This is a genomic window from Nonomuraea jabiensis, from assembly GCF_014204795.1.
Taxonomy (GTDB): domain Bacteria; phylum Actinomycetota; class Actinomycetes; order Streptosporangiales; family Streptosporangiaceae; genus Nonomuraea; species Nonomuraea jabiensis.
Genome location: NZ_JACHMB010000001.1, coordinates 2,342,166 through 2,367,742 on the forward strand (window position 1 = coordinate 2,342,166; position 25,577 = coordinate 2,367,742).

18 protein-coding genes, 3 rRNA genes and 1 riboswitch are annotated in these 25,577 nt (G+C 67.6%); of the genes, 9 read left to right on the top strand and 12 right to left on the bottom strand.

Annotation, left to right across the window (positions count from 1 at the left end; translation table 11 throughout):
- Positions 1–63 precede the first annotated feature (63 nt).
- Positions 64–1,353 (top strand): hypothetical protein, encoded by a 1,290-nt coding sequence (locus HD596_RS10025; RefSeq protein WP_185068996.1) that lies wholly within the window; start codon positions 64–66, stop codon positions 1,351–1,353.
- A gap of 984 nt (positions 1,354–2,337) precedes the next feature.
- On the opposite strand, the gene HD596_RS10030 is transcribed toward HD596_RS10025, so the two are convergent.
- The 4 genes from HD596_RS10030 to HD596_RS10045 form a co-directional block, all read right to left on the bottom strand.
- Entirely contained in the window at positions 2,338–2,721 is a 384-nt protein-coding gene (locus HD596_RS10030; protein WP_185068997.1) for a cell division protein SepF, read from the bottom strand.
- A gap of 656 nt (positions 2,722–3,377) precedes the next feature.
- A 5S ribosomal RNA gene (gene rrf / locus HD596_RS10035) occupies positions 3,378–3,494 on the bottom strand.
- A gap of 73 nt (positions 3,495–3,567) precedes the next feature.
- Positions 3,568–6,671: ribosomal RNA gene (locus HD596_RS10040) — 23S ribosomal RNA — on the bottom strand.
- Positions 6,672–6,962: 291 nt separating this feature from the next.
- A 16S ribosomal RNA gene (locus HD596_RS10045) occupies positions 6,963–8,482 on the bottom strand.
- The 16S, 23S and 5S rRNA genes sit together here, the layout of an rRNA operon.
- 437 nt (positions 8,483–8,919) lie before the next feature.
- Between HD596_RS10045 and HD596_RS64695 the strand changes: the two genes are divergently transcribed.
- Both HD596_RS64695 and mgrA read left to right on the top strand, forming a co-directional pair.
- Positions 8,920–11,010, top strand: coding sequence for a S9 family peptidase (locus tag HD596_RS64695; RefSeq protein ID WP_185068998.1), 2,091 nt, complete (start codon positions 8,920–8,922; stop codon positions 11,008–11,010).
- A complete protein-coding gene (gene mgrA, locus HD596_RS10055; protein WP_185068999.1) occupies positions 11,007–11,999 on the top strand; it encodes an L-glyceraldehyde 3-phosphate reductase in 993 nt (330 codons plus the stop codon). The genes HD596_RS64695 and mgrA overlap by 4 nt, the downstream gene beginning before the upstream one ends.
- Here the strand turns inward: mgrA and HD596_RS10060 are convergent, their stop codons facing one another.
- Positions 12,000–14,375, bottom strand: coding sequence for a lysylphosphatidylglycerol synthase transmembrane domain-containing protein (locus HD596_RS10060; RefSeq protein ID WP_185069000.1), 2,376 nt, complete (start codon positions 14,373–14,375; stop codon positions 12,000–12,002).
- A gap of 202 nt (positions 14,376–14,577) precedes the next feature.
- Here HD596_RS10060 and HD596_RS10065 point away from each other — a divergent pair, with 202 nt between their 5' ends.
- Entirely contained in the window at positions 14,578–16,596 is a 2,019-nt protein-coding gene (locus tag HD596_RS10065) for a molybdopterin-containing oxidoreductase family protein (protein ID WP_185069001.1), read from the top strand.
- Here HD596_RS10065 and HD596_RS10070 read toward each other — a convergent pair.
- Positions 16,574–17,347: an alpha/beta hydrolase gene (locus HD596_RS10070; protein ID WP_185069002.1), complete on the bottom strand. Its 774-nt coding sequence runs from the start codon at positions 17,345–17,347 to the stop codon at positions 16,574–16,576. The genes HD596_RS10065 and HD596_RS10070 overlap by 23 nt on opposite strands.
- A 69-nt stretch (positions 17,348–17,416) precedes the next feature.
- Between HD596_RS10070 and HD596_RS10075 the strand changes: the two genes are divergently transcribed.
- On the top strand, positions 17,417–17,959 hold the full coding sequence (locus HD596_RS10075; RefSeq protein ID WP_185069003.1) for a PadR family transcriptional regulator: 543 nt from the start codon (positions 17,417–17,419) through the stop codon (positions 17,957–17,959).
- On the opposite strand, the gene HD596_RS10080 is transcribed toward HD596_RS10075, so the two are convergent.
- Complete coding sequence (locus tag HD596_RS10080; protein ID WP_185069004.1) at positions 17,938–18,402, bottom strand: GNAT family N-acetyltransferase; 465 nt, start codon at positions 18,400–18,402, stop codon at positions 17,938–17,940. The two genes, HD596_RS10075 and HD596_RS10080, sit on opposite strands and share 22 nt — an antisense overlap.
- A 76-nt stretch (positions 18,403–18,478) precedes the next feature.
- Between HD596_RS10080 and HD596_RS10085 the strand changes: the two genes are divergently transcribed.
- Positions 18,479–18,928, top strand: coding sequence for a hypothetical protein (locus tag HD596_RS10085; RefSeq protein ID WP_246554256.1), 450 nt, complete (start codon positions 18,479–18,481; stop codon positions 18,926–18,928).
- A 2-nt stretch (positions 18,929–18,930) separates the two neighbouring features.
- On the opposite strand, the gene HD596_RS10090 is transcribed toward HD596_RS10085, so the two are convergent.
- From HD596_RS10090 to HD596_RS10100, 3 genes are all read right to left on the bottom strand, one after another.
- Positions 18,931–19,314, bottom strand: a complete 384-nt coding sequence (locus HD596_RS10090; RefSeq protein ID WP_185069006.1) for a VOC family protein — start codon at positions 19,312–19,314, stop codon at positions 18,931–18,933.
- Between the two features lie 37 nt (positions 19,315–19,351).
- Positions 19,352–19,666: a DMT family transporter gene (locus tag HD596_RS10095; RefSeq protein ID WP_185069007.1), complete on the bottom strand. Its 315-nt coding sequence runs from the start codon at positions 19,664–19,666 to the stop codon at positions 19,352–19,354.
- A 32-nt stretch (positions 19,667–19,698) separates the two neighbouring features.
- Positions 19,699–19,757: riboswitch (guanidine-III (ykkC-III) riboswitch) on the bottom strand.
- Positions 19,758–19,782: 25 nt separating this feature from the next.
- Complete coding sequence (locus tag HD596_RS10100; RefSeq protein WP_246554259.1) at positions 19,783–20,580, bottom strand: class I SAM-dependent methyltransferase; 798 nt, start codon at positions 20,578–20,580, stop codon at positions 19,783–19,785.
- A gap of 103 nt (positions 20,581–20,683) precedes the next feature.
- On the opposite strand from HD596_RS10100, the gene HD596_RS10105 reads away from it, so the two are divergent.
- The 3 genes from HD596_RS10105 (at position 20,684) to HD596_RS10115 (ending at position 23,766) form a co-directional block, all read left to right on the top strand.
- Entirely contained in the window at positions 20,684–22,489 is a 1,806-nt protein-coding gene (locus tag HD596_RS10105; protein ID WP_185069009.1) for an acyl-CoA dehydrogenase, read from the top strand.
- 42 nt (positions 22,490–22,531) lie between these two features.
- The gene (locus tag HD596_RS10110; protein WP_185069010.1) at positions 22,532–23,470 is read left to right on the top strand and encodes an MBL fold metallo-hydrolase; all 939 of its coding nucleotides are present in this window, start codon (positions 22,532–22,534) and stop codon (positions 23,468–23,470) included.
- 71 nt (positions 23,471–23,541) lie between these two features.
- Positions 23,542–23,766 carry a hypothetical protein gene (locus tag HD596_RS10115; RefSeq protein ID WP_185069011.1) on the top strand — a complete coding sequence of 75 codons (225 nt, stop codon included), beginning with the start codon at positions 23,542–23,544 and terminating at the stop codon, positions 23,764–23,766.
- Here HD596_RS10115 and HD596_RS10120 read toward each other — a convergent pair.
- Positions 23,763–24,056: a Dabb family protein gene (locus HD596_RS10120; protein ID WP_185069012.1), complete on the bottom strand. Its 294-nt coding sequence runs from the start codon at positions 24,054–24,056 to the stop codon at positions 23,763–23,765. The genes HD596_RS10115 and HD596_RS10120 overlap by 4 nt on opposite strands.
- A 117-nt stretch (positions 24,057–24,173) precedes the next feature.
- Entirely contained in the window at positions 24,174–25,574 is a 1,401-nt protein-coding gene (locus tag HD596_RS10125) for a dihydrolipoamide acetyltransferase family protein (RefSeq protein ID WP_185069013.1), read from the bottom strand.
- Between the last annotated feature and the right edge of the window lie 3 nt (positions 25,575–25,577).

The following is a 25,577-nucleotide window of genomic DNA, read 5'->3' on the forward strand; positions in this document are numbered from 1 at the left end:
GAAATGGGGGAGTTCTCTGCCTTGAGCACGGACCTGACTGCGAGCCCCCAAGCGGCTACGGAGTTGCATCGTTACGCTGAGGCGCTGCTCGCTCACCTCGCCGCCAAGGGCGCCGCCCCTCCCGCCGCACCAGGTTTTCGCGATATACCCGGCTATTGGCTGCCCCCGGCGATCGAAGCGCTGGTCGCCATCCTCTCCGGCGACGACCCGCTGGAGCCGCTGAGCAGGGCCGCCGGGCGTGACCAGCAGCAGACCGCGCTCTTCCTCTGCCTGGCCCTCGCGGTGTCCGGGCAGGGCAGCCGCATCCACGCCTCCTGGCTCGGCACCGCCTTCGGCGAGCTCTCACTCGACCGGCCGGTCTCCCACGGCCAGCGCTCGCTCTGGCTGGCCGCCGCCCGGGGGGCGTACGGCCCCGCCGGCAAGATCTTCGTGCTGCGCAAACTCGACGCCCTGGCCGTCCAGGAACACGCCGACCCGCAGCAGTGGGTGCAGGCGCTGGTGCCGGGCGAGCCGTCGGTCGTGGTGCCGCCGTCCCTGGCCGACTTCCCGGAGATGGCCGAGATCCCCGAACTGGCCCGACCCGCCGTGGCGGCCGCCCGCCTCGCGAGACTGCGTGGGCGGTGCGCCGAGATCACCTCGACGCGGCAGGCCGAGCAGGACACCGCCATCTCGCTCGACAACAGCTCCGGCAGCCCGGCCTCCAGCTGGGAGGAGGACGAACCGCTCGCCGTCCTGCGCTCCCTGATCGGCCTCGGCGGCCCGGCCGGCCCGATGGCCTCGCTCAACTCGTACCTGCTCGAAGACCTCCGCCCCGGCTCCGACCCGCACCTGGCGGCGATCGCCCTGCACGTGGCGGGGCCCATCCTGCGCGGCGTCGCCGAGGAGCTCGAAGCCGACAGCCGCCTCGCGCCGCCCACCACGCTCACCGTCGCCCTTCTCGGCCACCGCATCCACCTGCGCCCGGAGGGCCCGGAGGCGTCGTCGCTGGCCGCCGCCGAGGCCGCGCTCGTCGCGGACGGCGTCATGCCTCGCCCCCGTCCGTGGGCGGCCATGGTCCTCATCGTGGCCGGCATCGCCTGCCTCGTCGGGGCGGTGATCTCCAGCAGGCTGTTCGCCGCCGCCGCGGTGGCCATGATCGGCCTGGCCGGGTGGCAGCTCTGGCAGCGCCGCAAGCTCGTCGAAGCCGACGCCCGGTACGTGGCCGGCCAGGTCAGCGAGCTGAAGGAGCTGGCGGAGGGGGCGGTGTGGGCCCTGCACGCGTACGCGAGGGAGGCGGACGAGCGCGCCAAGCAGGCCACGGAGGACGCAGCCGAACTGACCCGCCTCATCCGCCGCGGTCCCCGCGCCAGCTGACCTCCCGCCTGTCCTGATGGCCGTGGACCGCTGTCGGCTCACTTGCGGCCACCGGGCTGGACGCTACCCGTCACGCGGCCAGGCCCGGCTCGCCGCCTCGGCGGTCGTGGGCTCAACGGTGCGCGTGATCTGCGAGCTGGACACTTCCGCTCATCGGCCGCTTGACGATACGGACGGGGCACATGCGGTCGTCGACCGCGTCGCCAACGGAGGGGACGCTCACGCTCACGCTCAGTGCGCCCTTGCCCAGCGAAGTGCACGTTTACCGCCATCCGCCCTTCGGAGCACGGGGTGGATGTTCACGACCATCGGCCCTCGGGGGGAGCGGACTGGTGGCTCACGGCCATCGGCGCCATCGCGAACGGACTGGTGGCTCACGGCCTCGATCCCGCGGCCAACGGGACGGGCACTTACAGCCCATCGGCCCGATCGTGGACGGACTGGATACTCACGGGATCGAGCCCGCGGCGAACGATCGGATACCTACGGTAATCGGCCGCGCAGCCGTCAAGGCGGGCGCTTCCCCGTAGCGAATGGACTGGACGCTCACAGCAATCGGTCCTGCAGCCGACAGAGCGGACACTTACGGTAATCGGCCGCGCAGCCGTCAAGGCGGGTGCTTCTCCGTAGCGAATGGGACTGGACGCTTACAGCAATCGGTCCCACAGCCAACGGGACGGACGCTTACGGTAATCGGCTCCAACGACCGTCCAGGCGGAGTGCCGTGGACGGGTGGCTTGTCGGGAAGAGTCCTGTGATCAGTGGACCGCATCCCGGGACACTCAGAATGCTGGTCGTCGGCGGTAACCCGCCCAGGGGCCAGCGGACCGTGACTTGCTGGCGGCCTGCCTGAATGGCCTGGGTCGGTGGCGTATCGACGATCCGCCTCCGTACCCGGCCACCGGCTCGACCCCGCCGGATGGTCGTGGTCAGCGCAGCCCGCCTCTGCGCGCCGACCACGGCCCAGCGGCCCGGTTACCACACTCAGGTGGTCTCGATCTCCACGTGCGCCGGCGCGAGCAGGAAGACGCGGTCGGCGATGCGCTCGATCCGCCCTTCGCACCCATAGGCCAGCCCGGCGGCGAAGTCGACCATCCTCGTCGCCTCCGGCATCGCCATGCCCGAGACGTCCATGATTACCGTCTGTCCGTCACGGAAGTGCTGGCCGATCAACGGCGCGTCGTTGTACTTGAGCGGCTGGACCATCACGATTCGTGACGAGTCGACATTCGCGCGCCACCGCCTGGCGGCCCGCTCCGTCGCGGGGACGTACTCGTCCTCGTAGTGCTCGTCGTCGTCGTAACCTTCGTCGTAGTGATCGACCCCGCTCAGGCCAAGGTAGCTCACCACCTTGCGCACTGCCCCCATCGGCTTGTCCTTTCCTCAGGAACTCACCGTAATCGGCACGTCCCTACACATTGGACGGTAACCGACGATTCCGCATTCGCCACGCGACACGCCCAGCCCTAATTCCATTTTGTACAGCTTGCAGCCCGCTTGCATCTGGATATCCGACCCCCGCCCGCCAACGGTCACGTGCGCCTCTCCACTGCTGACGCCTTCACCAGCCAAGGTTTTCCACCCTAATCGCGCGGCGCGCTGCCTGCTGGGCACTCCGGTTACTCGTGGACGGATGCAGAGAGTAGCCATCGGGAGGAACCACTCGGAGCCTCGCCAATTCACCCCTCGCCGGCTCCCTCTCGCCGCCGAAGTCACCCTCCGTGGTCGCCCGCCGAGCCCGCCCGATGCCCGTCCTCTATTCAACGGAGGCGACGGAGACACCACTCGAATTCGGTGGAGCGTGCAGACCGATGCGCAGCGGGCAGATGGACGCGACGGCACAGGTATGAGAATGCGGCGCCTGGAGCCGGCGCCTGAGGCTCGCAGGCACGCGTCTCGGGCGTCGGGGTGCGAGCGCTCAGTCGGCCGTACGAGAGAGCGCCTCACGGCTGCTCCACGCCCGTCGGCACAACACAAAAAAAAGGGGGTCCGACGCACAAGGCGTCGAACCCCCTCCAAAGATTGTCCGGCGGCGACCTACTCTCCCACACCCTCCCGAGTGCAGTACCATCGGCGCAGAGAAGCTTAACTTCCGGGTTCGGAATGTAACCGGGTGTTTCCTTCCCGCCATAACCGCCGTAACTCTGCGAAACAGCTGCTTGCTGTCTCAGAGTCACATAGTGGACGCGAGCAACGACTCAGAAAGTCTGCTTTGTGGTCAAGTCCTCGGCCTATTAGTACCGGTCAGCTCCACACGTTACCGCGCTTCCACCTCCGGCCTATCAACCCGGTCGTCTACCGGGAGCCTTACCCCCTCACAGGGTGGGAGACCTCATCTCAAGGCAAGCTTCCCGCTTAGATGCTTTCAGCGGTTATCCCTCCCGAACGTAGCCAACCAGCCGTGCACCTGGCGGTACAACTGGCACACCAGAGGTTCGTCCGTCCCGGTCCTCTCGTACTAGGGACAGCCCCTTTCAAGTCTCCTGCGCGCGCAGCGGATAGGGACCGAACTGTCTCGCGACGTTCTAAACCCAGCTCGCGTACCGCTTTAATGGGCGAACAGCCCAACCCTTGGGACCTACTCCAGCCCCAGGATGCGACGAGCCGACATCGAGGTGCCAAACCATCCCGTCGATATGGACTCTTGGGGAAGATCAGCCTGTTATCCCCGGGGTACCTTTTAGCCGTTGAGCGACACCGCTTCCACACGCCGATGCCGGATCACTAGTCCCAGCTTTCGCTCCTGCTCGACCCGTCAGTCTCACAGTCAAGCTCCCTTGTGCACTTACACTCAACACCTGATTGCCAACCAGGCTGAGGGAACCTTTGGGCGCCTCCGTTACCCTTTGGGAGGCAACCGCCCCAGTTAAACTACCCACCAGACACTGTCCCCGATCCGGATCACGGACCAGAGTTAGACATCCAAAACGACCAGAGTGGTATTTCACCAATGACTCCACCCGAACTAGCGTCCGAGCTTCCCAGTCTCCCACCTATCCTACACAAGCCGTTCCAAACACCAATGTCAAGCTGTAGTGAAGGTCCCGGGGTCTTTCCGTCCTGCTGCGCGAAACGAGCATCTTTACTCGTACTGCAATTTCACCGGGTCTGCGGTTGAGACAGCGGGGAAGTCGTTACGCCATTCGTGCAGGTCGGAACTTACCCGACAAGGAATTTCGCTACCTTAGGATGGTTATAGTTACCACCGCCGTTTACCGGCGCTTAAGTTCTCACCTTCGCCAGCCGAAGCTGACTAAGCGGTCCCCTTAACGTTCCGGCACCGGGCAGGCGTCAGTCCGTATACATCGTCTTACGACTTCGCACGGACCTGTGTTTTTAGTAAACAGTCGCTTCCCCCTGGCCACTGCGACCCCCACCAGCTCCGAGTGCAAAACCCATCACCAGCAGAGGTCCCCCTTCTCCCGAAGTTACGGGGGCAATTTGCCGAGTTCCTTAACCACAGTTCACCCGATCGCCTTAGTATTCTCTACCTGACCACCTGAGTCGGTTTAGGGTACGGGCCGCCACAACACTCGCTAGAGGCTTTTCTCGGCAGCATAGGATCATCCACTTCACCACAATCGGCTCGGCATCACATCTCAGGATATATGCGAGGCGGATTTGCCTACCTCACTCCCTACATGCTTACCCCAGGACAACCATCGCCTGGGCTGGACTACCTTCCTGCGTCACCCCATCGCTTACCTACTACCCGATCGGATCGAGCGTTCACTCTGACCCCAAGCCCGAAGGCCCGAGCGAGCTAAGGACTCTTAGCATCACGAGGTTCGATATGGGCGCGTTGAAGCGGGTACGGGAATATCAACCCGTTGTCCATCGACTACGCCTGTCGGCCTCGCCTTAGGTCCCGACTTACCCTGGGCGGATTAGCCTGCCCCAGGAACCCTTGGTCATCCGGCGCGAGGGTTTCTCACCCTCGATTCGCTACTCATGCCTGCATTCTCACTCGCACAGCCTCCACAACTAGATCACTCTGCTGCTTCACCGGCTGCACGACGCTCCCCTACCCACCAACAACTAACGCTGTCAGTGCCACGACTTCGGCGGTGTACTTGAGCCCCGCTACATTGTCGGCGCAGAATCACTTGACCAGTGAGCTATTACGCACTCTTTCAAGGGTGGCTGCTTCTAAGCCAACCTCCTGGTTGTCTCTGCGACTCCACATCCTTTCCCACTTAGCACACGCTTAGGGGCCTTAGTCGGTGATCTGGGCTGTTTCCCTCTCGACTACGAACCTTATCGCCCGCAGTCTCACTGCCACGCTCTCACTTACCGGCATTCGGAGTTTGGCTGACGTCAGTAACCTTGTCGGGCCCATCGGCCATCCAGTGCTCTACCTCCGGCAAGAAACACGCGACGCTGCACCTAAATGCATTTCGGGGAGAACCAGCTATCACGGAGTTTGATTGGCCTTTCACCCCTACACACAGATCATCCCCCAGGTTTTCAACCCTGGTGGGTTCGGTCCTCCACCCAGTCTTACCTGAGCTTCAACCTGCCCATGCGTAGATCACTCCGCTTCGGGTCTACAGCATGCGACTCAACGCCCTATTCAGACTCGCTTTCGCTACGGCTCCCCCACACGGGTTAACCTCGCCACACACCATAACTCGCAGGCTCATTCTTCAAAAGGCACGCAGTCACATCACAGCCGTTCCGAAGAACGACTAAGCTCCTACGGCTTGTAGGCACACGGTTTCAGGTACTATTTCACGACCCCTCACCGGGGCACTTTTCACCTTTCCCTCACGGTACTCGTGCACTATCGGTCACCAGGGAGTATTTAGGCTTACCAGGTGGTCCTGGCAGATTCACACAGGATTTCTCGAGCCCCGTGCTACTTGGGATCCCCTCAAACAGTCGACAAGGTTTCGCCTACCCGGCTCTCACGGTCTACGGCAGCCCTTCCCAGAGCTTTCAACTACCCCATCGATTTATCACTGTTCGAGACAGCGGCAGCTATCTCAAGAAGGTCCCACGACCCCGGACATGCAACGCCTGCCGGCTATCACACACGCCCGGTTTAGCCTCATCCGCTTTCGCTCACCACTACTCACGGAATCACTCTTGTTTTCTCTTCCTACGGGTACTGAGATGTTTCACTTCCCCGCGTTACCACCAACCGCCCTATACATTCAGGCGGAGGCAACACCACATGACTGGTGCTAGGTTTCCCCATTCGGACATCCCCGGATCAACGTCTGGTTGGCGACTCCCCGAGGCTTAACGCAGCCTCCCACGTCCTTCATCGGCTCCTGATGCCAAGGCATCCACCGTGTGCCCTAAAAAACTTGGCCACAAAGATGCTCGCGTCCACTATGCAAATCTCAAACAACAAACAGCAACCGCATCCAAGCCCGGGAAACCCGAACCCTTCAGCGGCCCTGTACTCCAGAAGAACCGGTCACCCGTTTCCTCAGGACCCAACAGTGTGTCCAACCAGCCCGGACCCTCGAAACCCCGTTCCCACTCCCTTACGGGCGGTACTAGCAGTCCGACAACCACGGCCTGGTTGAGTAGCCAGTGCTCCACTAGTGAGCTGTCACCCCACCACACATTCGGTGGTGACGGGTGAAGATGCTCCTTAGAAAGGAGGTGATCCAGCCGCACCTTCCGGTACGGCTACCTTGTTACGACTTCGTCCCAATCGCCAGCCCCACCTTCGACCGCTCCCCCCACAAGTGGTTGGGCCACGGGCTTCGGGTGTTGCCGACTTTCGTGACGTGACGGGCGGTGTGTACAAGGCCCGGGAACGTATTCACCGCAGCATTGCTGATCTGCGATTACTAGCGACTCCGACTTCATGGGGTCGAGTTGCAGACCCCAATCCGAACTGAGACCGGCTTTTAGGGATTCGCTCCACCTCACGGTATCGCAACCCTCTGTACCGGCCATTGTAGCATGTTTGCAGCCCAAGACATAAGGGGCATGATGACTTGACGTCATCCCCACCTTCCTCCGAGTTGACCCCGGCAGTCCCCCATGAGTCCCCACCACCCCGAAGGGCGTGCTGGCAACATGGAGCAAGGGTTGCGCTCGTTGCGGGACTTAACCCAACATCTCACGACACGAGCTGACGACAGCCATGCACCACCTGTCACCCAGTCCGAAGAGGCGCCTGTCTCCAGGCGTTTCCGGGTGATGTCAAACCTTGGTAAGGTTCTTCGCGTTGCGTCGAATTAAGCAACATGCTCCGCCGCTTGTGCGGGCCCCCGTCAATTCCTTTGAGTTTTAGCCTTGCGGCCGTACTCCCCAGGCGGGGCGCTTAATGCGTTAGCTCCGGCACGGAGATCGTGGAAGATCCCCACACCTAGCGCCCAACGTTTACAGCGTGGACTACCAGGGTATCTAATCCTGTTCGCTCCCCACGCTTTCGCTCCTCAGCGTCAGGTAAGGCCCAGCAAGCCGCCTTCGCCACCGGTGTTCCTCCTGATATCTGCGCATTTCACCGCTACACCAGGAATTCCACTTGCCCCTACCTACCTCTAGCCGGCCCGTATCCACCGCAGACCCGCAGTTAAGCTGCGGGCTTTCACGGCAGACGCGACCAGCCACCTACGAGCTCTTTACGCCCAATAATTCCGGACAACGCTTGCGCCCTACGTATTACCGCGGCTGCTGGCACGTAGTTAGCCGGCGCTTCTTCTGCAGGTACACGTCAACTTCGTCCCTGCTGAAAGAGGTTTACAACCCGAAGGCCGTCATCCCCCACGCGGCGTCGCTGCGTCAGGCTTCCGCCCATTGCGCAATATTCCCCACTGCTGCCTCCCGTAGGAGTCTGGGCCGTGTCTCAGTCCCAGTGTGGCCGGTCGCCCTCTCAGGCCGGCTACCCGTCGTCGCCTTGGTAGGCCACTACCCCACCAACAAGCTGATAGGCCGCGAGCCCATCCCCAACCGAAAAAACTTTCCACCACCACCCGATGCCGGGGGCGGTCGTATCCGGTATTAGACCCAGTTTCCCGGGCTTATCCCAGAGTCAGGGGCAGGTTGCTCACGTGTTACTCACCCGTTCGCCGCTCGAGTACCCCGAAGGGCCTTTCCGCTCGACTTGCATGTGTTAAGCACGCCGCCAGCGTTCGTCCTGAGCCAGGATCAAACTCTCCAAACAATGTTTTCGTCTGGATTGTGAATCCAAGCAATTTCCGTCAATCATGACGGGGATATGCATGTAAATCATGCACTGGCTTTTAACACACTGTTGAGTTCTCAAGAAACGGACGCGTACTTCCTTGCTCGAAACCGTTCCGGTCTTCCGCTCGGAGGCGTTCATTTCGTTGTGTCTTTATTCTTTCAGCCGTTCAAGTCCCTGTCAAATTGACCCGACTCGCTCGACTTGCTGGAATTAAGACCTGCCCCGCTTCCGGGACAACCCCTCTAACTTACCAGCCCTCACGAGTGGACGCGCACGCCCGCCGTGATGGAGGAGAAGAAGGGTTGTGCCGTACTGCGTCGGCTCTTCAAGATTAGCAGCGCTCCCGACCTCTCGGGCCGGATCGCCGCGTACGACGGACACAGATCGATCACGACCGAACATAGACTCCCCACGTGAGCAGTAACACGCCGCCAGTGGCGAAGAAGGTTCCGACTGAGCGCACCCACCACGGTGACACCGTCATCGACGAGTACGCCTGGCTGAGCAACAAGGAAGATCCCGATACCACCGCCTATCTGGAGGCGGAGAACGAGTTTCTCAAACAGCAGACCGCTCACCTCTCCGATCTCCAGGAGCAGGTGTTCCAGGAGATCAAGGGCCGCACGCAGGAAACCGACCTGTCGGTGGCCAGCCGCAAGGGCTCCTGGTGGTACTTCTCGCGCACGTCGGAGGGCAAGCAGTACGCCGTCTCCTGCCGGGTCCCGGCCGACAGCGACGCGCCTCCGGAGATCACGCCGGGAGCCACTCTCGAACGCGAGGAGGTGATTCTCGACGGCAACGAGCTCGCCGGCGACAGCCCGTTCTTCTCGATCGGCACCAGCTCCGTCTCGCCCGACGGCACGATGCTGGCCTATTCGACCGACTTCAAGGGTGACGAGCGATTCACGCTGAAGTTCAAGAACCTCGAAACAGGCGAGCTGCTCCCCGACGAGATCACCGACATCTTCTACGGCGGCGCCTGGTCGGCCGACGGCTCGACGTTCTTCTACACGCGCGTCGACGACGCCTGGCGCCCGTTCCAGGTCTACCGGCACACCCTTGGCACCGAAGAGGACGTGCTGGTCTACGAGGAGTCCGACGAGCGTTACTGGGTCGGCATCGGCCTCACGCGCAGCGAGAAATACCTCGTGCTCGGCGCGGGCAGCAAGATCACCAGTGAGGTGCGCATTCTCGACGCCACCGATCCTGCCGGTGAGTTCACGGTCGTGCGTCCCAGGAAGACCGGCGTCGAATACGGCGTCGAGCACGCGGGCGACTTCTTCTACGTGCTCCACAACGAGAACGCCGAGAACTTCGAGCTGGCCACCGCCCCGCTCGACGCCCCCGGCACCTGGACGCCGCTGATCGCCCACCGGGACGACACCAGGCTCCTGGAGATCGACGCCTTCTCCGACCACGCCGTGGTGCACTTCCGCCGCGACGGGCTGACCGGCCTGCGCGTGCTGCCGTACCCGGGCGACGTCCGGGACTGGCGCGAGCGGATCGAGGCCGCCGAGCGGAACGCGTACGAGATCGACTTCCCCGAGCCGCTCTACGACGTCGGGCCCGCGGGCAACCCCGAGTTCACCACGACGCGGCTCCGGCTGGCCTACACGAGCATGGTCACCCCGCCCAGCGTGTACGACTACGAGCTCGACACGCACGAGCTGATCCTGCTCAAGCGGCGCCCGGTGCTGGGCGGCTACGACCCGGCCGACTACGAGCAGTTCCGCGAGTGGGCCACGGCCGAGGACGGCACGAGGATCCCGGTGTCCATCGTGAAGCGCAAGGACTCCGCCAGGCCCGCGCCGACCGTGCTGTACGGCTACGGCAGCTACGAGACCTCCATCGACCCCGGCTTCTCGGTCCCGAGGCTCTCGCTGCTCGACCGCGGGTTCGTCTTCGCCGTCGCGCACATCAGGGGCGGCGGCGAGATGGGTCGCCGCTGGTACGAGGACGGCAAGCTCACCAGGAAGCGCAACACGTTCACCGACTTCGTGGCCGTGGCCAGGCACCTGAAGGCGACCGGCTGGAGCGAGCGGATCATCGCCAGGGGCGGCTCGGCCGGCGGCCTGCTGATGGGCGCGGTCGCGAACCTGGCGCCGGAGGAGTTCGCGGGCGTGGTGGCCGAGGTGCCGTTCGTGGACGCCCTGAACACCATCCTGGATCCGTCGCTCCCGCTCACCGTGATCGAATGGGACGAGTGGGGCGACCCGCTGCACAACCCCGACGTCTACGCCTACATGAAGAGCTACACGCCGTACGAGAACGTGGACGGCCGCGCGTACCCGCCGATCCTGGCCATCACCAGCCTCAACGACACCCGCGTCCTCTACCACGAGCCCGCGAAGTGGATCGCCCGGCTGCGGGCGACGGCGAAGGGCGGGCCGTTCCTGCTCAAGACGGAGATGGGCGCCGGGCACGGCGGCCGCAGCGGGCGCTACGACGCCTGGCGCGAGGAGGCCTTCGCGCTCTCCTGGATCATCGAGAGGGGCACCTCATGACCTATCAGGCCGACGACGGGCGTTACGAGCGCCAGCCGTACAACCGCAGCGGTCGCAGCGGGCTGAAGCTGCCCGCGGTCTCCCTGGGCCTGTGGCACAACTTCGGCGACACCCGCCCGATCGAGAACTCCCGGGCGATCCTGCGGCGCGCGTTCGACCTGGGGGTGACGCACTTCGACCTGGCCAACAACTACGGGGTCCCGTACGGCTCGGCGGAGACGAACTTCGGCCGCATCCTGCGCGAGGACTTCATCCCGTACCGGGACGAGCTGATCATCTCGACCAAGGCCGGCTACGACATGTGGCCGGGCCCGTACGGCGAGTGGGGTTCGCGCAAGTACGTCCTGGCCAGCCTCGACCAGTCGCTGCGGCGCATGGGGCTGGACTACGTCGACATCTTCTACAGCCACCGCCCCGACCCGCAGACGCCCCTGGAGGAGACCATGGGGGCGCTCGACCGGGCCGTGCGCTCGGGCAAGGCGCTCTACGCGGGCATCTCCAACTACTCGGCCGAGCAGACCGTCCAGGCCGCGCGGATCATGCGCGAGCTGGGCACGCCGCTGCTCATCCACCAGCCGTCCTACTCGATGATCAACCGGTGGATCGAGGACGGGCTGCTCGACGCGGTGGAGGAGGCGGGCATGGGCTGCATCGTGTTCTCGCCGCTGGCGCAGGGCCTGCTGACCGACCGCTACCTCGACGGCGTGCCGGCGGACTCGCGGGCGGCGACGAGCAGGTTCCTCAGCGCCGACCGGATCGATCTCGACCTGGCCCGGGGCCTCGACGAGATCGCCAGGGGGCGCGGCCAGACGCTGGCTCAGATGGCGCTGTCGTGGACGCTCAGGGACCCGCGGGTGACGAGCGTGCTCATCGGGGCGAGCAGCGTGCGGCAGCTCGAGGACAACGTGGCGTGCGTGGACGGCCCGGCCTTCACGGAGGACGAGCTGGCGGCCATCGACAAGGTCACCGAGGGGTACACGGCCCGCTGATCAGAGGGCTTCGTGCCGCTGGAGGTAGGTGAAGGCGGCCCAGCCGGGCAGCACCGGGAGCCAGAACGTGAGCAGCCGGTGCAGCAGCACGGCCGAGGTGGCCAGCTCGGCGGGCACGCCGGCCACGGTGAGGCCGCCCGCGAGCGCGAGCTCGACCGCGCCCAGACCGCCCGGTGTGGGCGCGGCCGAGCCGATGGCGTTGGCCGTGAGGTAGACGACCGCGACGGCGGTGAAGCTGAGCGAGCCGCCGAACGCGGCCACGCAGGCGTCCAGGCACAGCACGAACGCCAGGGTGATCATGAGCGTGCCCGTGCACGCCTCCACCATCTTGCGCGGCGACTGCAGCACGTCGAGCAGCCTGGGCAGCACGTTCGAGAACAGCTTGCGCATCCTGGAGGTCACCAGCCTGCGCAGCGGCGGCACGCCGAGCACCACCACGACCAGCACCGCGACCGCGAGCAGCACCACGACGAGGCCGCGCGACGGGGTGAACGACGTGGTCTGGGTGGAGCCGGTGATGTAGGCGAACAGCAGCAGCAGCGCGATGTGGAAGACCAGCATGATGAGCTGCGAAGCCCCCACGCTGGCCACCGCGCTGGCCGGCGGGATGCCGCGCTTCTGCAGGTAGCGGGTGTTGATCGCAACGCCGCCGACGGCGGCGGGCGCGACCAGCTTGACGAACGACGAGGCGAACTGCACGAGCACGGTACGCCAGAGCGGCAGCGGCTCGGGCACGAAGCCCCGCAGCATCAGGGCGGCGGCCACGAAGCTGACGAACGACGCGATCAGCGCCACCCCGGACCAGGCCCAGTTGGCGGTGGTGACCACCCGGTAGATGTCGACCCGGCTGAGCTGGGAGAGCACGATGTACGCGGCCAGCGTGCTGGCGATGATCGTGATCAGGGTGCGCGGTTTGAAGCGTTCGAGGCGTACCTCCTCGACCTTGCCCTGCGGCTTGAGCGCGACGATGTGCTCGCGGAGGCCGGCCAGCAGGTGCTTGTTCTTGGAGAGGGCCGAGCGGGTCTCCCTGGTCAGCGCGATGCGCTGGAGCAGCGGCATGGCGGCGGCCAGCGTGTCGGGCCCCATGACGGCCGCCGCCGTCCGCACGGAGCGCTCGGGGCCGACGCGCAGCGCCAGGTAGGTGAGCAGCTGGGCGATGTCGAGCCTGAGCAGCAGGTCACCGGCGGCGATCTCGCCGCTGCGCGCGTCGGTCAGCACGACGCGGCCCGCCCGGTCGAGGTGGATGCTGTCGCCGGTGAGCCGCCGGTGCGCCAGGCGCTGGATCTGCAGCAGCTCCACCTGCTCCCAGATCTGGGCGAGCAGCTCGTCGTCGATCTGCTCGTCGGCCACCTCGTCGAGGGGGCGCGTCTCGATGTGCTCGTAGGCGAGCATCGCGGCCTCGGTGCCGATTTCGCTGGTGCCGAGCAGCCTGGGGGTGCTCGCGCCGGCCGCCTGGGCCGCGTACGCCATCAGCGCCTCGCGCTCCAGCTCCGCCCGGAGCGACCTGATGGCCCTGCGCCGGGTCTCGGAGTTGAGCCGGATGCGCCGCCACAGCCGGTACGGCAGCCCGGCCACCTGCCGGTCGCGGTCGAGCACGGTGACGTCGAGGCTGGTGCCGTCCTTGAGCCCGATGGCGTAGCGGCGGCTGCCCTGGTGGTCGTCCTCGATGCGGCGGGCCGAGACCACCGCGAACGACAGCTTGCGCAGCGCGGCCACCACGGCGCTGCCGGCCGGCCTGGTGTTGGGGCTGCCGACGCCGTAGAGGGTGGCGTAGCCGATGACCATGCCGACCAGCACCGTGACGATGGCGCTCGGGATCGTGATCTGCCGGCCGGAGAAGAACGCGAGGACGTAGAGGGCGATCGTGGTCCACATCAGCATGCGCCAGGTGGGCCGGCGCGAGATGCGGACGGCGGTGGCGTACGCGACGACCGAGGTGAGCAGCGTGTTCAGCGGCTCGATCGTCCGGTCGCCGGTCAGCAGCACGCGCAGGTCGTCGGCGTTGCCGGCGACCAGCCACTGCCCGAGCAGGAACGACCCGGCCATGCCGATGATCGCGGCGATCAGCCCTTCGGCGACGCGGAGCCCGTCGCGGTGGAAGACCCGTTCGACGGCGAACGCCGCGGGCACGATGAGCACGGCCGCGCCACCGAGGAACGCGGCGATCCTGCTGAGCAGCGGTACGAGCTGCGCGCCCTCCTTGACGTCGGCCTCCAGGCCGATGAGCGTCTGCTTGGCGACCAGCGCGAGCAGGACGACCGCGCCGAGCACGATGAGCGTGGCGAAGAAGCGCAGCAGGTCGGAGGGGCGGCGAAGACGCTGGGGCAGCAGCGGCTCTACAACGTAGACGTCGCTTTCCGCGCGTGACTCAACCACGGCTGGATCCCCCTCGAGGTCCTCCGTGTCATCTCGTTCCCTGATTTCGGCCACCGACAGCGATTCTGCACCTTCCCGGCCGGACCGTGCGATCTCTAGGTTTCCAGTGTCCTCAATCGTCCCCCGCACACATCGCACCGGGCAGGCTACACGCATTTCCGCGTCTCCCGTCATTCCAGGTACGGGACGTAGTCTGTGTCTCATGTCGGGTGAATTGAGGGTTTTGGGGGCGTGTCCGCTGGACTGCCCGGATGGCTGCTCCTGGGTCGTCACCGTCGAGAACGGCGAAGCCGTCAAGCTCCGCGGCAATCCCGACCATCCGTACACCCGGGGCGCCCTGTGCGTGAAGGTCAACCGTTACCTCGAGCACACCCGGGCCGACGACCGCATCCTCTACCCGATGCGCCGCACCGGCCCCAAGGGCTCCGGCCAGTTCGAGCGCATCACCTGGGACGAGGCGCTCGACGAGATCTCGGTGCGGCTGCGCGGCATCGTCGAGGAGCACGGCGGGGAGGCCATCTGGCCGTACCTGGGCACCGGCACGCTCGGCTACCTGCAGGGGTGCGAGGGCGTGGCGGGGCGGCGGTTCTGGAACATGCTGGGCGCCTCGAAGCACTGGCTCAACATCTGCTCGGCGGCCGGCAGCAGCGGCCTGACGCGTACGAACGGCACCGCGGGCGGCATGGATCCCGAGAACTTCGCGCTGGCCAAGCTGATCCTGCTCTGGGGCACGAACACGCTGACCAGCGGCCACCACCTGTGGAAGTTCATCCAGGACGCGCGGGCGGAGGGCGCGCACGTCGTCGCCATCGACCCGATCCGCACCAGGACGGCCGACCAGGCCGACGAGTACCTGGCGATCAGGCCGGGCACGGACGCGGCGCTCGCGCTCGGGCTGCTCAACGTCGTGCTGGCCGAGAACGCGCAGGACGAGGAGTTCCTGGCCGAGCACACCGAGGGCTGGGAGGACTTCCGCCAGGAAATCCTGAAATATCCGGTCGAGACTGTGGCTGAAATCACCGGCATCCCCGCCGCCGCCATCCACAGCCTGGGGATGCGGCTCGCCCACACCCGCCCGACCGCCATCCGCGCCACCCAGGGCCTCCAGCGGCACCAGGGCGGCGGCACCGCGCTGCGCACGATCGCCTCCATCCCCGGCGTCACCGGCGACTGGCGCCACCCCGGCGGCGGCATCGCGTACTCCACCACCGGCCACGTCCACTTCGACATCGACACCCGTGACGACCTGCTGGCCAAGCCCGTCCGCACCCTCGTCATGACCAAGCTGGCGTCCCAGCTCGACGACGTGAAGTGCCTGTGGGTGTACGCGGCCAACCCGGCGGGCTCCAGCCCCGACGCGAACGCGATCAGGCGGCAGCTCGCCCGCGAGGACCTGTTCACGGTGGTCATGGAGCAGTTCCCCACCGACACCGTGGACTACGCCGACATCGTGCTCCCCGCGACGATGCAGACCGAGCACCAGGACCTGCACGCCGGATACGGGCACCTCTACCTGCTCTGGAACGAGCCCGCCGGGCCCCCGCCCGGCGAGTGCCTGTCCACGACGGAGACGTTCCGGCGGCTGGCGGCGCACATGGGGATGACCGAGCCGTCGCTGTTCGACTCGGACCTGGAGCTGGCCGAGCAGTTGCTGTCGAGCGGGCATCCGTCGCTGGAGGGCATCACGCTGGACCGGCTGCGCAAGGAGGGCTGGGTGCGGCTGAACTACCCCCAGCCCTTCGCGCCGTTCGCCGAGGGCTTCCCGACGCGGTCGGGCAGGATGCGTTTCCCGCCGGCGGGCAAGGCGTACACGCCGTCCCACACGGCCGGCGCGAGGGGCGGCGGCTCGCCGTACCGGCTGGCACTGGTCACGCCCGCGTCGCACACGTTCCTCAACACGACCTTCGGCAACAACCCGGAGCTGCGCCGGCGCGCCAAGGACCCGGTGGTGCTGGTCAACCCGGCCGACGCGGCCGCCCGGGGGCTGGTGGCCGGCCAGCGGGTACGCGTGCACAACGACGGCGGCGAGTTCCTGGCGGACGTGGAGATCAGCGACCGCGTGGCGGCCGGGGTGGTGGCCTCGCCGAAGGGGCGCTGGCCGAAGCTGACCCCCGGCGGCGCCAACCCGAACGCGGTCGTGGCCGAGCGGGACGGGGACATGGGCAGGGGGCCGGGCTTCCACGACAACCTGGTCGAGATCAGCCCTTGTGCCGGTCCATGAACGCCACGATCCGGTCGAGCACGTCCTTCCCGTGAGGGCTGGCGAACAGGGCCGAGGCGTGCAGGCTCTCCCCCGGGATGACCATGGTCTGGTTGTCGGGGGCCTTCGTGGCGGCGGCGTGCGCCCTGGCCAGGTCGTCGGCGCCGCCGTAGCCGTCGTTCGCGGAGCCGATCTGCAGGAGCGGGACGGTCAGCCTGGCCGCGTTCTCCGCGCTGATCTCGCCTGAGACGGCCACCACGCCGGCCGCTTTCGAGCCGAGCCTCAGGGCGGCGGGGACGGCGGTGGTGGCGCCGATCGAGCCGCCGACCAGGAAGATCCGCTTGACGCCCGGCTCCTTGGCCAGGCGCCTGGCCATGGCGACGGCGCCGTCCTCGGGGAGCGTGGTGGAGCTCCTGGCGTAGAGCAGGACGCGGTAGCCGGCGGCCACGAGGCGGTCCGACAGGGGCCGCCACGTGCACACGTTGCCCCGGCGCTCGTAGGTGACGACCACGCCCACCGGGCCGTCACCGGTGATCACGCCGGGCAGGTCGCCGTCGTGCTCGAAGATCTTGCCGTCCGCCTCGGTGAAGCACCCGGAGACGTTCGGCCCCGTGGGAATCGGGGCCGACGTCGTCGCCTCGGGAACCGGGGCCGGACTCGTCGGGGCGGGAGCCGTGCTCTGGCCGGGCGCCGCGGCACCGGTGCTGGCCGCGCCCCCGCAGGCCGTCAGCACCCCCACCATGAGCCCCACCACACCTACCAACGCGCGCATGGCCGCCCTTTCCGCTCAACTATGTCAGAACTGACATAGTTCCGCGAGCACCATATCCTTGGGCGAACCATGACCTCAACGCTGGGATTCGCGATCCTCGCCGTGCTGGCCCGCGGCGAGCGCACCGGGTACGACCTCGCCGCGGCCATGCGGCGGCCCGTCGGCTACTTCTGGACGGCCGGGCACAGCCAGATCCACGCCGAGCTGCAGAAGCTGCGGGCCGGGGGGCTGGTCGGGTTCGAGGCCGAGCACGGGCCGGGGCCGCAGGGCAGGAAGGTGTACCACCTGACCGCCGAGGGCGGGGCGGCGCTGCGGGAATGGGTCACCGAGCCGCCCCGCGAGCGGCCGGAGCGGGACGAGCTGGTGCTGAAGACGTACGCGTCGTGGCTGGCCGAGCCGGAGCTGGTCAGGCGGATGTTCGCCGACCAGCTCGCCGCGCACGAGGAGCGGCTGGCCGAGTACGAGCGGCAGGAGGCGTCATTCGACGGGCCGCCCGCCTTCGGCGATCCCCGGTTCGGCAGCTACGCCACGTTGCGCTGCGGGCTGAGCTACGAGCGGCACCGGGCCGAGTGGTGCCGCTGGATGCTGGCTCAGCTCAGCGACAGCTTGTAGCCCTCGTGGGAGGCCGTGAAGCCGAGGTTGTCGTAGAAGCGGTGCGCGTCCGTACGTGACTTGTCCGAGGTGAGCTGCACCATGGCGCAGCCGCGCTCCCGGGCCCGGTCGACGGCCCATTTGATCATCCGGCCGCCGAGGCCCCGGCCCCGGGCGGTGGCGGCGACCCTGACGGCCTCGATCTGGCACCGCTCCGCGCCCAGCCGCGACAGCCCGGCCAGGTACGTGAGCTGCATCGTGCCCACCACCTCGCCGTCCTGCTCGGCCACGATCAGCTCGTCGTACGGGTTGGCGTCGATCCGCTCGAACGCCGCCAGGTAGCGCTCGTCACCGGGGTCGCCCTCGCGCGTGGCCCCGAGATGGTCGTCGGCCAGCATCGCCACGATCGCCGGCACGTCCTCCTTGCGGGCCTCGCGGAAGAGCACTTCCTCACTTTGCTGCATGTCCGAATGATGTCAGGGATGGCTCAGGGTCCGTCCCCGATGCCCCCAAGGGGGCCGAAAAGGCACCATGAATGACATGAACGAAATCAGCCGACGGGATGAAGTCTCGCTGTCCGGCGCCGCGCTCCGCGGCGCCCCCTGGAAGGCCGCCGCCATCGGCGGCGGCGCCGTCGCCGCGACCAGCTTCGGCCTGGGCGTGATCACGGGCGGCGGCGACCTGGTGTGGGCGCTGGGCCTGGGCATCAGCCTGTTCGCCCTGATCGCCGCGATCGGCGCGGTCTCCAAGCCGCACGAGGGCGACCGGGTCACCCGCCAGGCCCGCCTCTGGTCCCTGAAGCACCCGTGGAAGTTCGCGCTGCTGCCCGCGGGCATCGCGGCCGTGCTGGACTATCCGGTGCAGCTCGTGCTCGACGGCGAAGGGGTGTTCGGCTCCGGCATCCAGGCCCTGTGGCACGGCGCGCTGGTCTACCTGATCGCCGGCATCCTGACCCTCACCATGCGGGGCCGCGCCGATTCCGCCCGGTGAGGTCAGCCCTGCGCCTCCCGCTCCGCCTGGCTCCGGCACACGCAGAACTCGTTGCCCTCCGGGTCGAGCATCACCACCCAGCCGCTGCCGTCGGGCTGCCGCCGGTCGTCGTGGACGGTGGCGCCCAGCCCGATCAGCCGCTCGACCTCCTGGTCGCGGGTCCTGCCCTCGGTGCCGTTGACGTCGAGGTGGATCCGGTTCTTCCCGGTCTTGCCCTCGGGCACGCGGATGAACAGCAGGAACGGGTCCTGCTTGGTCCGCAGCATGACCTCCTCGTCGCCGGGCTTGTCGCCCTCGCCGAGCGGCAGCCCGGTGGCCTTGCTCCACCACGTGGCGATCTCGTACGGGTCGGCGGCGTCGATGGTGACGGCATGAATTTCGATCATCCGGCCACCCAACCCGTGACGAGCCGGAACGTCAAGGTCAGGCGAGCACCCGCAGGCCGATGACCCCCGCCAGGATCAGCGCGATCGAGACGATGCGCGCCGGCGAGACCTCGTCCCCCATGGCGATCATGCCCAGCACGGCGGTGCCGGCCGCGCCGACGCCGGTCCAGACGGCGTACGCGGTGCCGACTTCGAGGGTCTTGAGCGCGTACGAGAGCAGGCCGAAGCTCAGCACGGCCGTGACGAGGAACGACAGGGTCCACCACAGGTTGCCGAACCCGTTGCTGAGCTTCAGCGAAAGGGCCATGGCGACTTCGAAGACGCCGGCCAGCACGAGGACGATCCACGCCATGATCAGAACTCCCTTGGGACGAGACATCAGTGCGTGCGTCGTCTTGGCGTTCCGGGTACGGCGCGTCTCGTCCGGGAGCTGTCAGCTCATCAGCGACAACGCGGCCCTCGACGGGATCATTCCCACCAAATGGTGACCCATCGGTCGCGCGGCAACGGCCACATGCCCAGCTCCATCACCGTGGCCGCCACCTCCTCCGCCATGGACGGGTCGAGGCACACCCTGCGGCACGCGCTGTCCGCCAGGTCCTCCAGCGAGGTGAATCGTTCCAGGGGCGCTTCCCGTTCCTCCACCTGGACCGCGTACCCCAGCGCCGCGGCCAGCGCCACGCAGTCCTCGGCGATGGGCCGGACCGGCCGGCTCACCCCGTGGAAGTGCTGCCACAGCGGCGTCGTCCAGCTCATGGGATGGCGGTGCGTGAGCTCCAGCACCACCCGCCCCTGCGTGCGCTCGTCGAGGGCCCGCAGGAAGCCGGCCAGGTCGGGGACGTTGTAGACCACGTGGGCGGCGATGGTGACGTCCACCACGGGCACCTGGCCGGCCACGTCGGGCCAGCGCCCCTCGACCGCCGTGACCGGCACGCCGAGCTTCTCCGCCCGGGCGGTCAGCCCCTCCAGCATCGACGCCGAGGTGTCCACCGCGTAGAGGTGGCCGATGCGCTCGTGCAGCGGCAACGACGAGGCGCCCGGACCCGAGCCCACGTCGAGCAGCGTGCCCTTGTCGGGCAGCGCCTCCGAGAGCCGGGACATGGTGGGGCCGTCGTCGGGCTCGGCCAGCGCCCTGTCGGTACGGGTGCCGAACCGCTCGGGCGAGTGACCCCAAGGGTTGGCAGAGACCTTGGCCATGATCTCGTCGGGAATGGCCCAGGATTCCAGGCGCTCTCGCCATCTCGCGGCGAGTTGTTCGGCGTCCATGGAGACGAGCATGCCACGCATACCTGGGGTTACCCGCGGGTAGCATTGCAGAGTAAGGTTACTCGCCAGTACGGAATCCCCTCGGTTCAAGGAGATCGACCCCATGGGCCACTACAAGAGCAACGTGCGAGACCTGGAATTCAACCTCTTCGAGGTGTTCGGGCGACGCGAGATCCTCGGCACAGGGCCCTTTGCGGACGTGGACGAGGAGGTCGCCCGGGGCATCCTTGACGAGGTCAACAGGCTGGCCACCGGCGTGCTGGCCGACTCCTTCGAGGAGGGCGACAGGCACCCGCCCGTGTTCGACGCGGCGACCAGCTCCGTGAAGGTGCCCGAGGGCTTCAAGAAGTCCTACAAGGCGCTGGTGGACGGCGGCTGGGCCAACCTGGACCTACCCGCCGAGCTGGGCGGCCCCGGCATCCCGAGGAGCCTGGCCTGGGCCACGGCCGAGCTGGTGCTGGGCTCGAACCCGGCGCTGTACATGTACGCCGCGGGCCCCAACTTCGCCTACACGCTGTGGAAGCTCGGCACGCCGGAGCAGAAGCGCTTCGCCGAGCTGGCCATCGAGCGCGAGTGGGGCGCCACCATGGTGCTCACCGAGCCGGACGCCGGCTCCGACGTGGGCGCCGGGCGGGCCAAGGCGGTGCGCCAGGAGGACGGCAGCTGGCACATCGAGGGCGTCAAGCGCTTCATCACCAGCGCCGAGCACGACATGGCCGAGAACATCTTCCACCTCGTGCTGGCCCGCCCCGAGGGCCACGGGCCGGGCACCAAGGGGCTGTCGATGTTCCTGGTGCCGAAGTTCCACGTGAATCTCGAGACCGGCGAGCTGGGCGAGCGCAACGGCGTCTACGTCACCAACGTCGAGAAGAAGATGGGGCTGAAGGTCTCCACGACGTGCGAGCTGACGTTCGGCGACAAGCACCCGGCCGTCGGCTGGCTGGTGGGCGACGTCCACGAGGGCATCAGGCAGATGTTCATGGTCATCGAGCACGCCCGCATGATGGTCGGCACCAAGGCCATCGCCACGCTCTCCACCGGCTACCTGAACGCGCTGGAGTACGCCAAGTCGCGCCTGCAGGGCGCGGACCTGACCCGGATGTCCGACAAGTCCGCCCCGCGGGTGGCCGTCACCCACCACCCCGACGTGCGGCGCGAGCTCATGCTGCAGAAGTCGTACGCCGAGGGCATGCGGGCCCTGGTCCTCTACACGGCCACGTTCCAGGACGCCCTCCTGATCGACCCCGGCGACCGGCACGCCGCCGAGATGAACGACCTGCTGCTGCCCCTCGTCAAGGGCGTCGGCTCCGAGCGGTCGTACGAGCTGCTCTCCCGCTCGCTGCAGACCCTCGGCGGCTCGGGCTACCTGCAGGACTACCCGATCGAGCAGTACATCCGGGACGCCAAGATCGACTCCCTGTACGAGGGCACGACCGCGATCCAGGGCCTGGACCTGTTCTTCCGGAAGATCCTGCGCAACCAGGGCGCGGCGGTCGGGTCGCTGCTGGCCGAGATCGGCGAGTTCGCCGGCTCCGAGGCGGGCAACGGCCGGCTCAAGGAGGAGCGCAAGCTCCTCGCGGAGGCCGCCGCCGAGGTCAAGGCCATGGGCGACACCATGGCGGGCTGGGCGCTGAGCTCGCTGGAGACGCCCGCCGAGGTGTACAAGGTGGGGCTGAACACCACCCGGCTCCTGCTCGCGCTGGGCGACCTGGTGATCGGCTGGCTGCTGCTGCGGCAGGCCGAGGTGGCCCTGGCCAAGCTGGCCGGCGGCGACGACCCGTTCTACCTGGGCAAGGTGGCCGCGGCCTCGTTCTTCGCCAAGACCGTCCTGCCGCGGCTGGCGGCCGAGCGCCGGGTGCTGGACTCCACGGGACAGGAGCTCATGGAGCTTCCCGAGGAGGCCTTCTAGTCCTCAGGGGCGGGGGGTGCTTCGAGGGAGTACGGTCGCGGCATGAGCTCGACTTCTCACGACCACCCCCTTCCCCCGCCCACGGTCGAAGAGGTGTCCGAGGGCGTCTTCGCCTACATCCAGCCCGACGGGAGCTGGTGGATCAACAACACCGGCTTCCTGGCCGGCCGGCGCGGCGTGATCTGCGTCGACGCCTGCTCGACCGAGCGCCGTACGCGGGCGTTCCGGGAGGCCATCGGCACGGTCACCGACCGGCCGATCACCACGCTGGTCAACACCCACCACCACGGCGACCACACGTTCGGCAACTGGCTCTTCCCCGAGGCCACGATCGTCGGGCACGAGGGCGTGCGGGAGCAGATCCTGGCCGAGGGCGTCCCCACCTACCGTGCCGCGTGGTCGCCCGAGGTGGAGTGGGGCGAGATGGAGGTGGCGCCGCCGTTCCTCACCTTCACCGACCGGATCACCCTGCACTCCGACGACCTGCGGTGCGAGGTGCGGCACGTGGGGCACGCCGCGCACACGACGAACGACTCGTACGTGTGGATTCCCGAGCGGCGGCTGCTGTTCTCGGGCGACCTCGTCTTCAACGGCGGCACGCCGTTCGTCCTGATGGGCTCGGTCGCCGGGGCGCTGGACGCGCTCGACCAGCTCAGGGCGCTGGGGGCGGAGACCGTCGTGCCGGGGCACGGCGCGGTGTGCGGGCCGGAGGCGTACGACCGGGTCGAGGGTTACCTGCGGTTCGTGCAGGAGACCGCGGCGCGGGGCCGGGCGGCGGGCCTGTCGCCGCTGGAGGCGGCCAGGGAGACCGACCTGGGCGAGTGGGGCGACCTGCTGGACTCCGAGCGCATCGTGGGCAACCTGCACCGCGCCTATGCCGAGCTCGACGGGCAGCCGCCGGGCGCGCCCATCGACCTGGCCGCCGCCGTGTTCGACATGATCACCTACAACGGCGGCAAGCCTCTGTCCTGTCTCGCGTGAGATGTCACGGGTGTGATCTTCTGTACCCGGGTATGACCGTGGCTGTACTCGCCGTTTGCCTGGAGGTCGTCATGGGTGTCGGGGTAAGCATCTTCTTCCTCACGCTTGGCGCCATCCTGAGATTCGCGATCGAGCCCGACGTGTTCGGCAAGAGCGTCCACATGGACGTCGTCGGGCTCATCTTCATGATCGTCGGTGGCGTGGGCGTCGTGCTGAGCGTCGTGCTGGCCCCCAGGCGGGGGCGCACTTCAGAGGGCCGGCTGATGCACCGCGAGAACAACCCGCCGGAGATCTAGAGGCTGAGCTGCACCGCGGCCCGTGAGGCCAGGATCGGCCTGATGTGCTCCGCGATCACCGCCTGGTGGTGCGGGTGGTCGCGGTAGACCAGGTAGTCGTCGACGTCGTCGAAGTCGGCCACCACCGCGTAGTCGTGGTTGCCCTGGTTGATGCCCGCGTCCGGGCCCACGGTGTACGAGCGGAGCTGCGGGATGATGCCGGGCAGCTTGCCCAGCTCGGCGGTCACCGTCTCCTTCTGCTCGTCGGTCGCGGTTTCGGTCCAGGTGAACAACACGATGTGGCGAATCATGCGATCAGGTGTATCAGATCGCGGCGGCGTGACTCTGTACGGGATGGGTGCGGGTGTCCCGGCCCACGGCGATCGCCGGGAGAGGGGTCCTCCCGGCGGTCGCCGTGGGCTTCCCGGCTAGCTCCAGGCCAGCATGTGCAGCGGGTCCTCCAGCATGTCGCCGACGTCGCGCAGGAACATCGAGCCCAGCTCGCCGTCGATGATGCGGTGGTCGAACGACAGGGCCAGGGTGGTCACCTTGCGCACCGCCAGCTCTCCGTCCACCACCCACGGCATGTCCCTGATCTGGCCGACGGCGAGGATGGCGGCCTCGCCGGGGTTGAGGATGGGGGTGCCGGCGTCGACGCCGAAGACGCCGACGTTGGTGATGGTGAAGGTGCCGCCGGCCATCTCGGCCGGCTGGGTGCGGCCCGCCCTGGCGGTCTCCGTGAGCTCGGCCAGCCGCCCGGCCAGCTCGGAGAGCGACAGGGTGTGGGCGTCCTTGACGTTGGGCACCACGAGGCCGCGGGGGGTGGCGGCGGCTATCCCCAGGTTCACGTAGCGCTTGACCACGATCTCCTGCGCCGCCTCGTCCCACGACGAGTTGATCAGCGGGTGGCGCTTGACGGCGGTGAGGACCGCCTTGGCCACCAGCAGCAGCGGGGACACCTTGACGTCCGCGAAGTCCCGGAAGGTGCGCAGGCGCCGCACCGTCTCCATGGTGTTCGTCACGTCGAGCTGGAGGAACTCGGTGACGTGCGGAGCGGTGAAGGCGCTGGCGACCATGGCCTGGGCGGTCATCTTGCGCACGCCCTTGACGGGGATGCGCTCCTCCGGCCGCTCGGCCGCCGCCACCTCCGCGACCGGGGCCGCGCCGGCCTCCGCCGCGGCGTGGACGTCCTCGCGGGTGATCGAGCCCTCGGGGCCGGTGCCGGCGAGGGTGGACAGGTCGACGCCGAGGTCCTTGGCCAGCTTCCGTACGGGGGGCTTGGCGAGGACGCTGACCCGCCTGGGAGACGGTGGAGCCGGGGCAGAGCCGCCGTCCACCTCCACGCGGGAGGGGTTGGCCACCGGGTTCGCCGGGATGCCGGGGGCCTGGGGTTTGCGGGGGCGGCGCTTGGTGGCGCCGGTCTTGACGCCGTAGCCGACCAGGACCGCCTGGCGCTCCTCCTTGGGCGCCGGGCTGCCGTGGGCCCCGGGCTCGACGGCGCCCTCCGCCGGAGGCGTGGGCACCAGGTCCTCGGCCAGGGCCCTGGTCTCCTCCGGGACGGCCGGCGCGCCCTGGGGCGTCTCGGCGCCTTCGGAGGTCTCGACGGCGATGATGGGGGCGCCGACGTCGACCGTCTGGCCCGCCTCGGCCAGCAGCTCCGCGACCACCCCGTCCCAGGGGATCGGGAGCTCGACGATCGACTTGGCCGTCTCGATCTCGACGACGATCTGGTTGACCTTGACCGCGTCACCCGCCTCGACGTGCCAGCGGACGACCTCGGCCTCCGTCAGCCCCTCGCCGACGTCAGGGAGCTTGAACTCGCGTCGCATGAG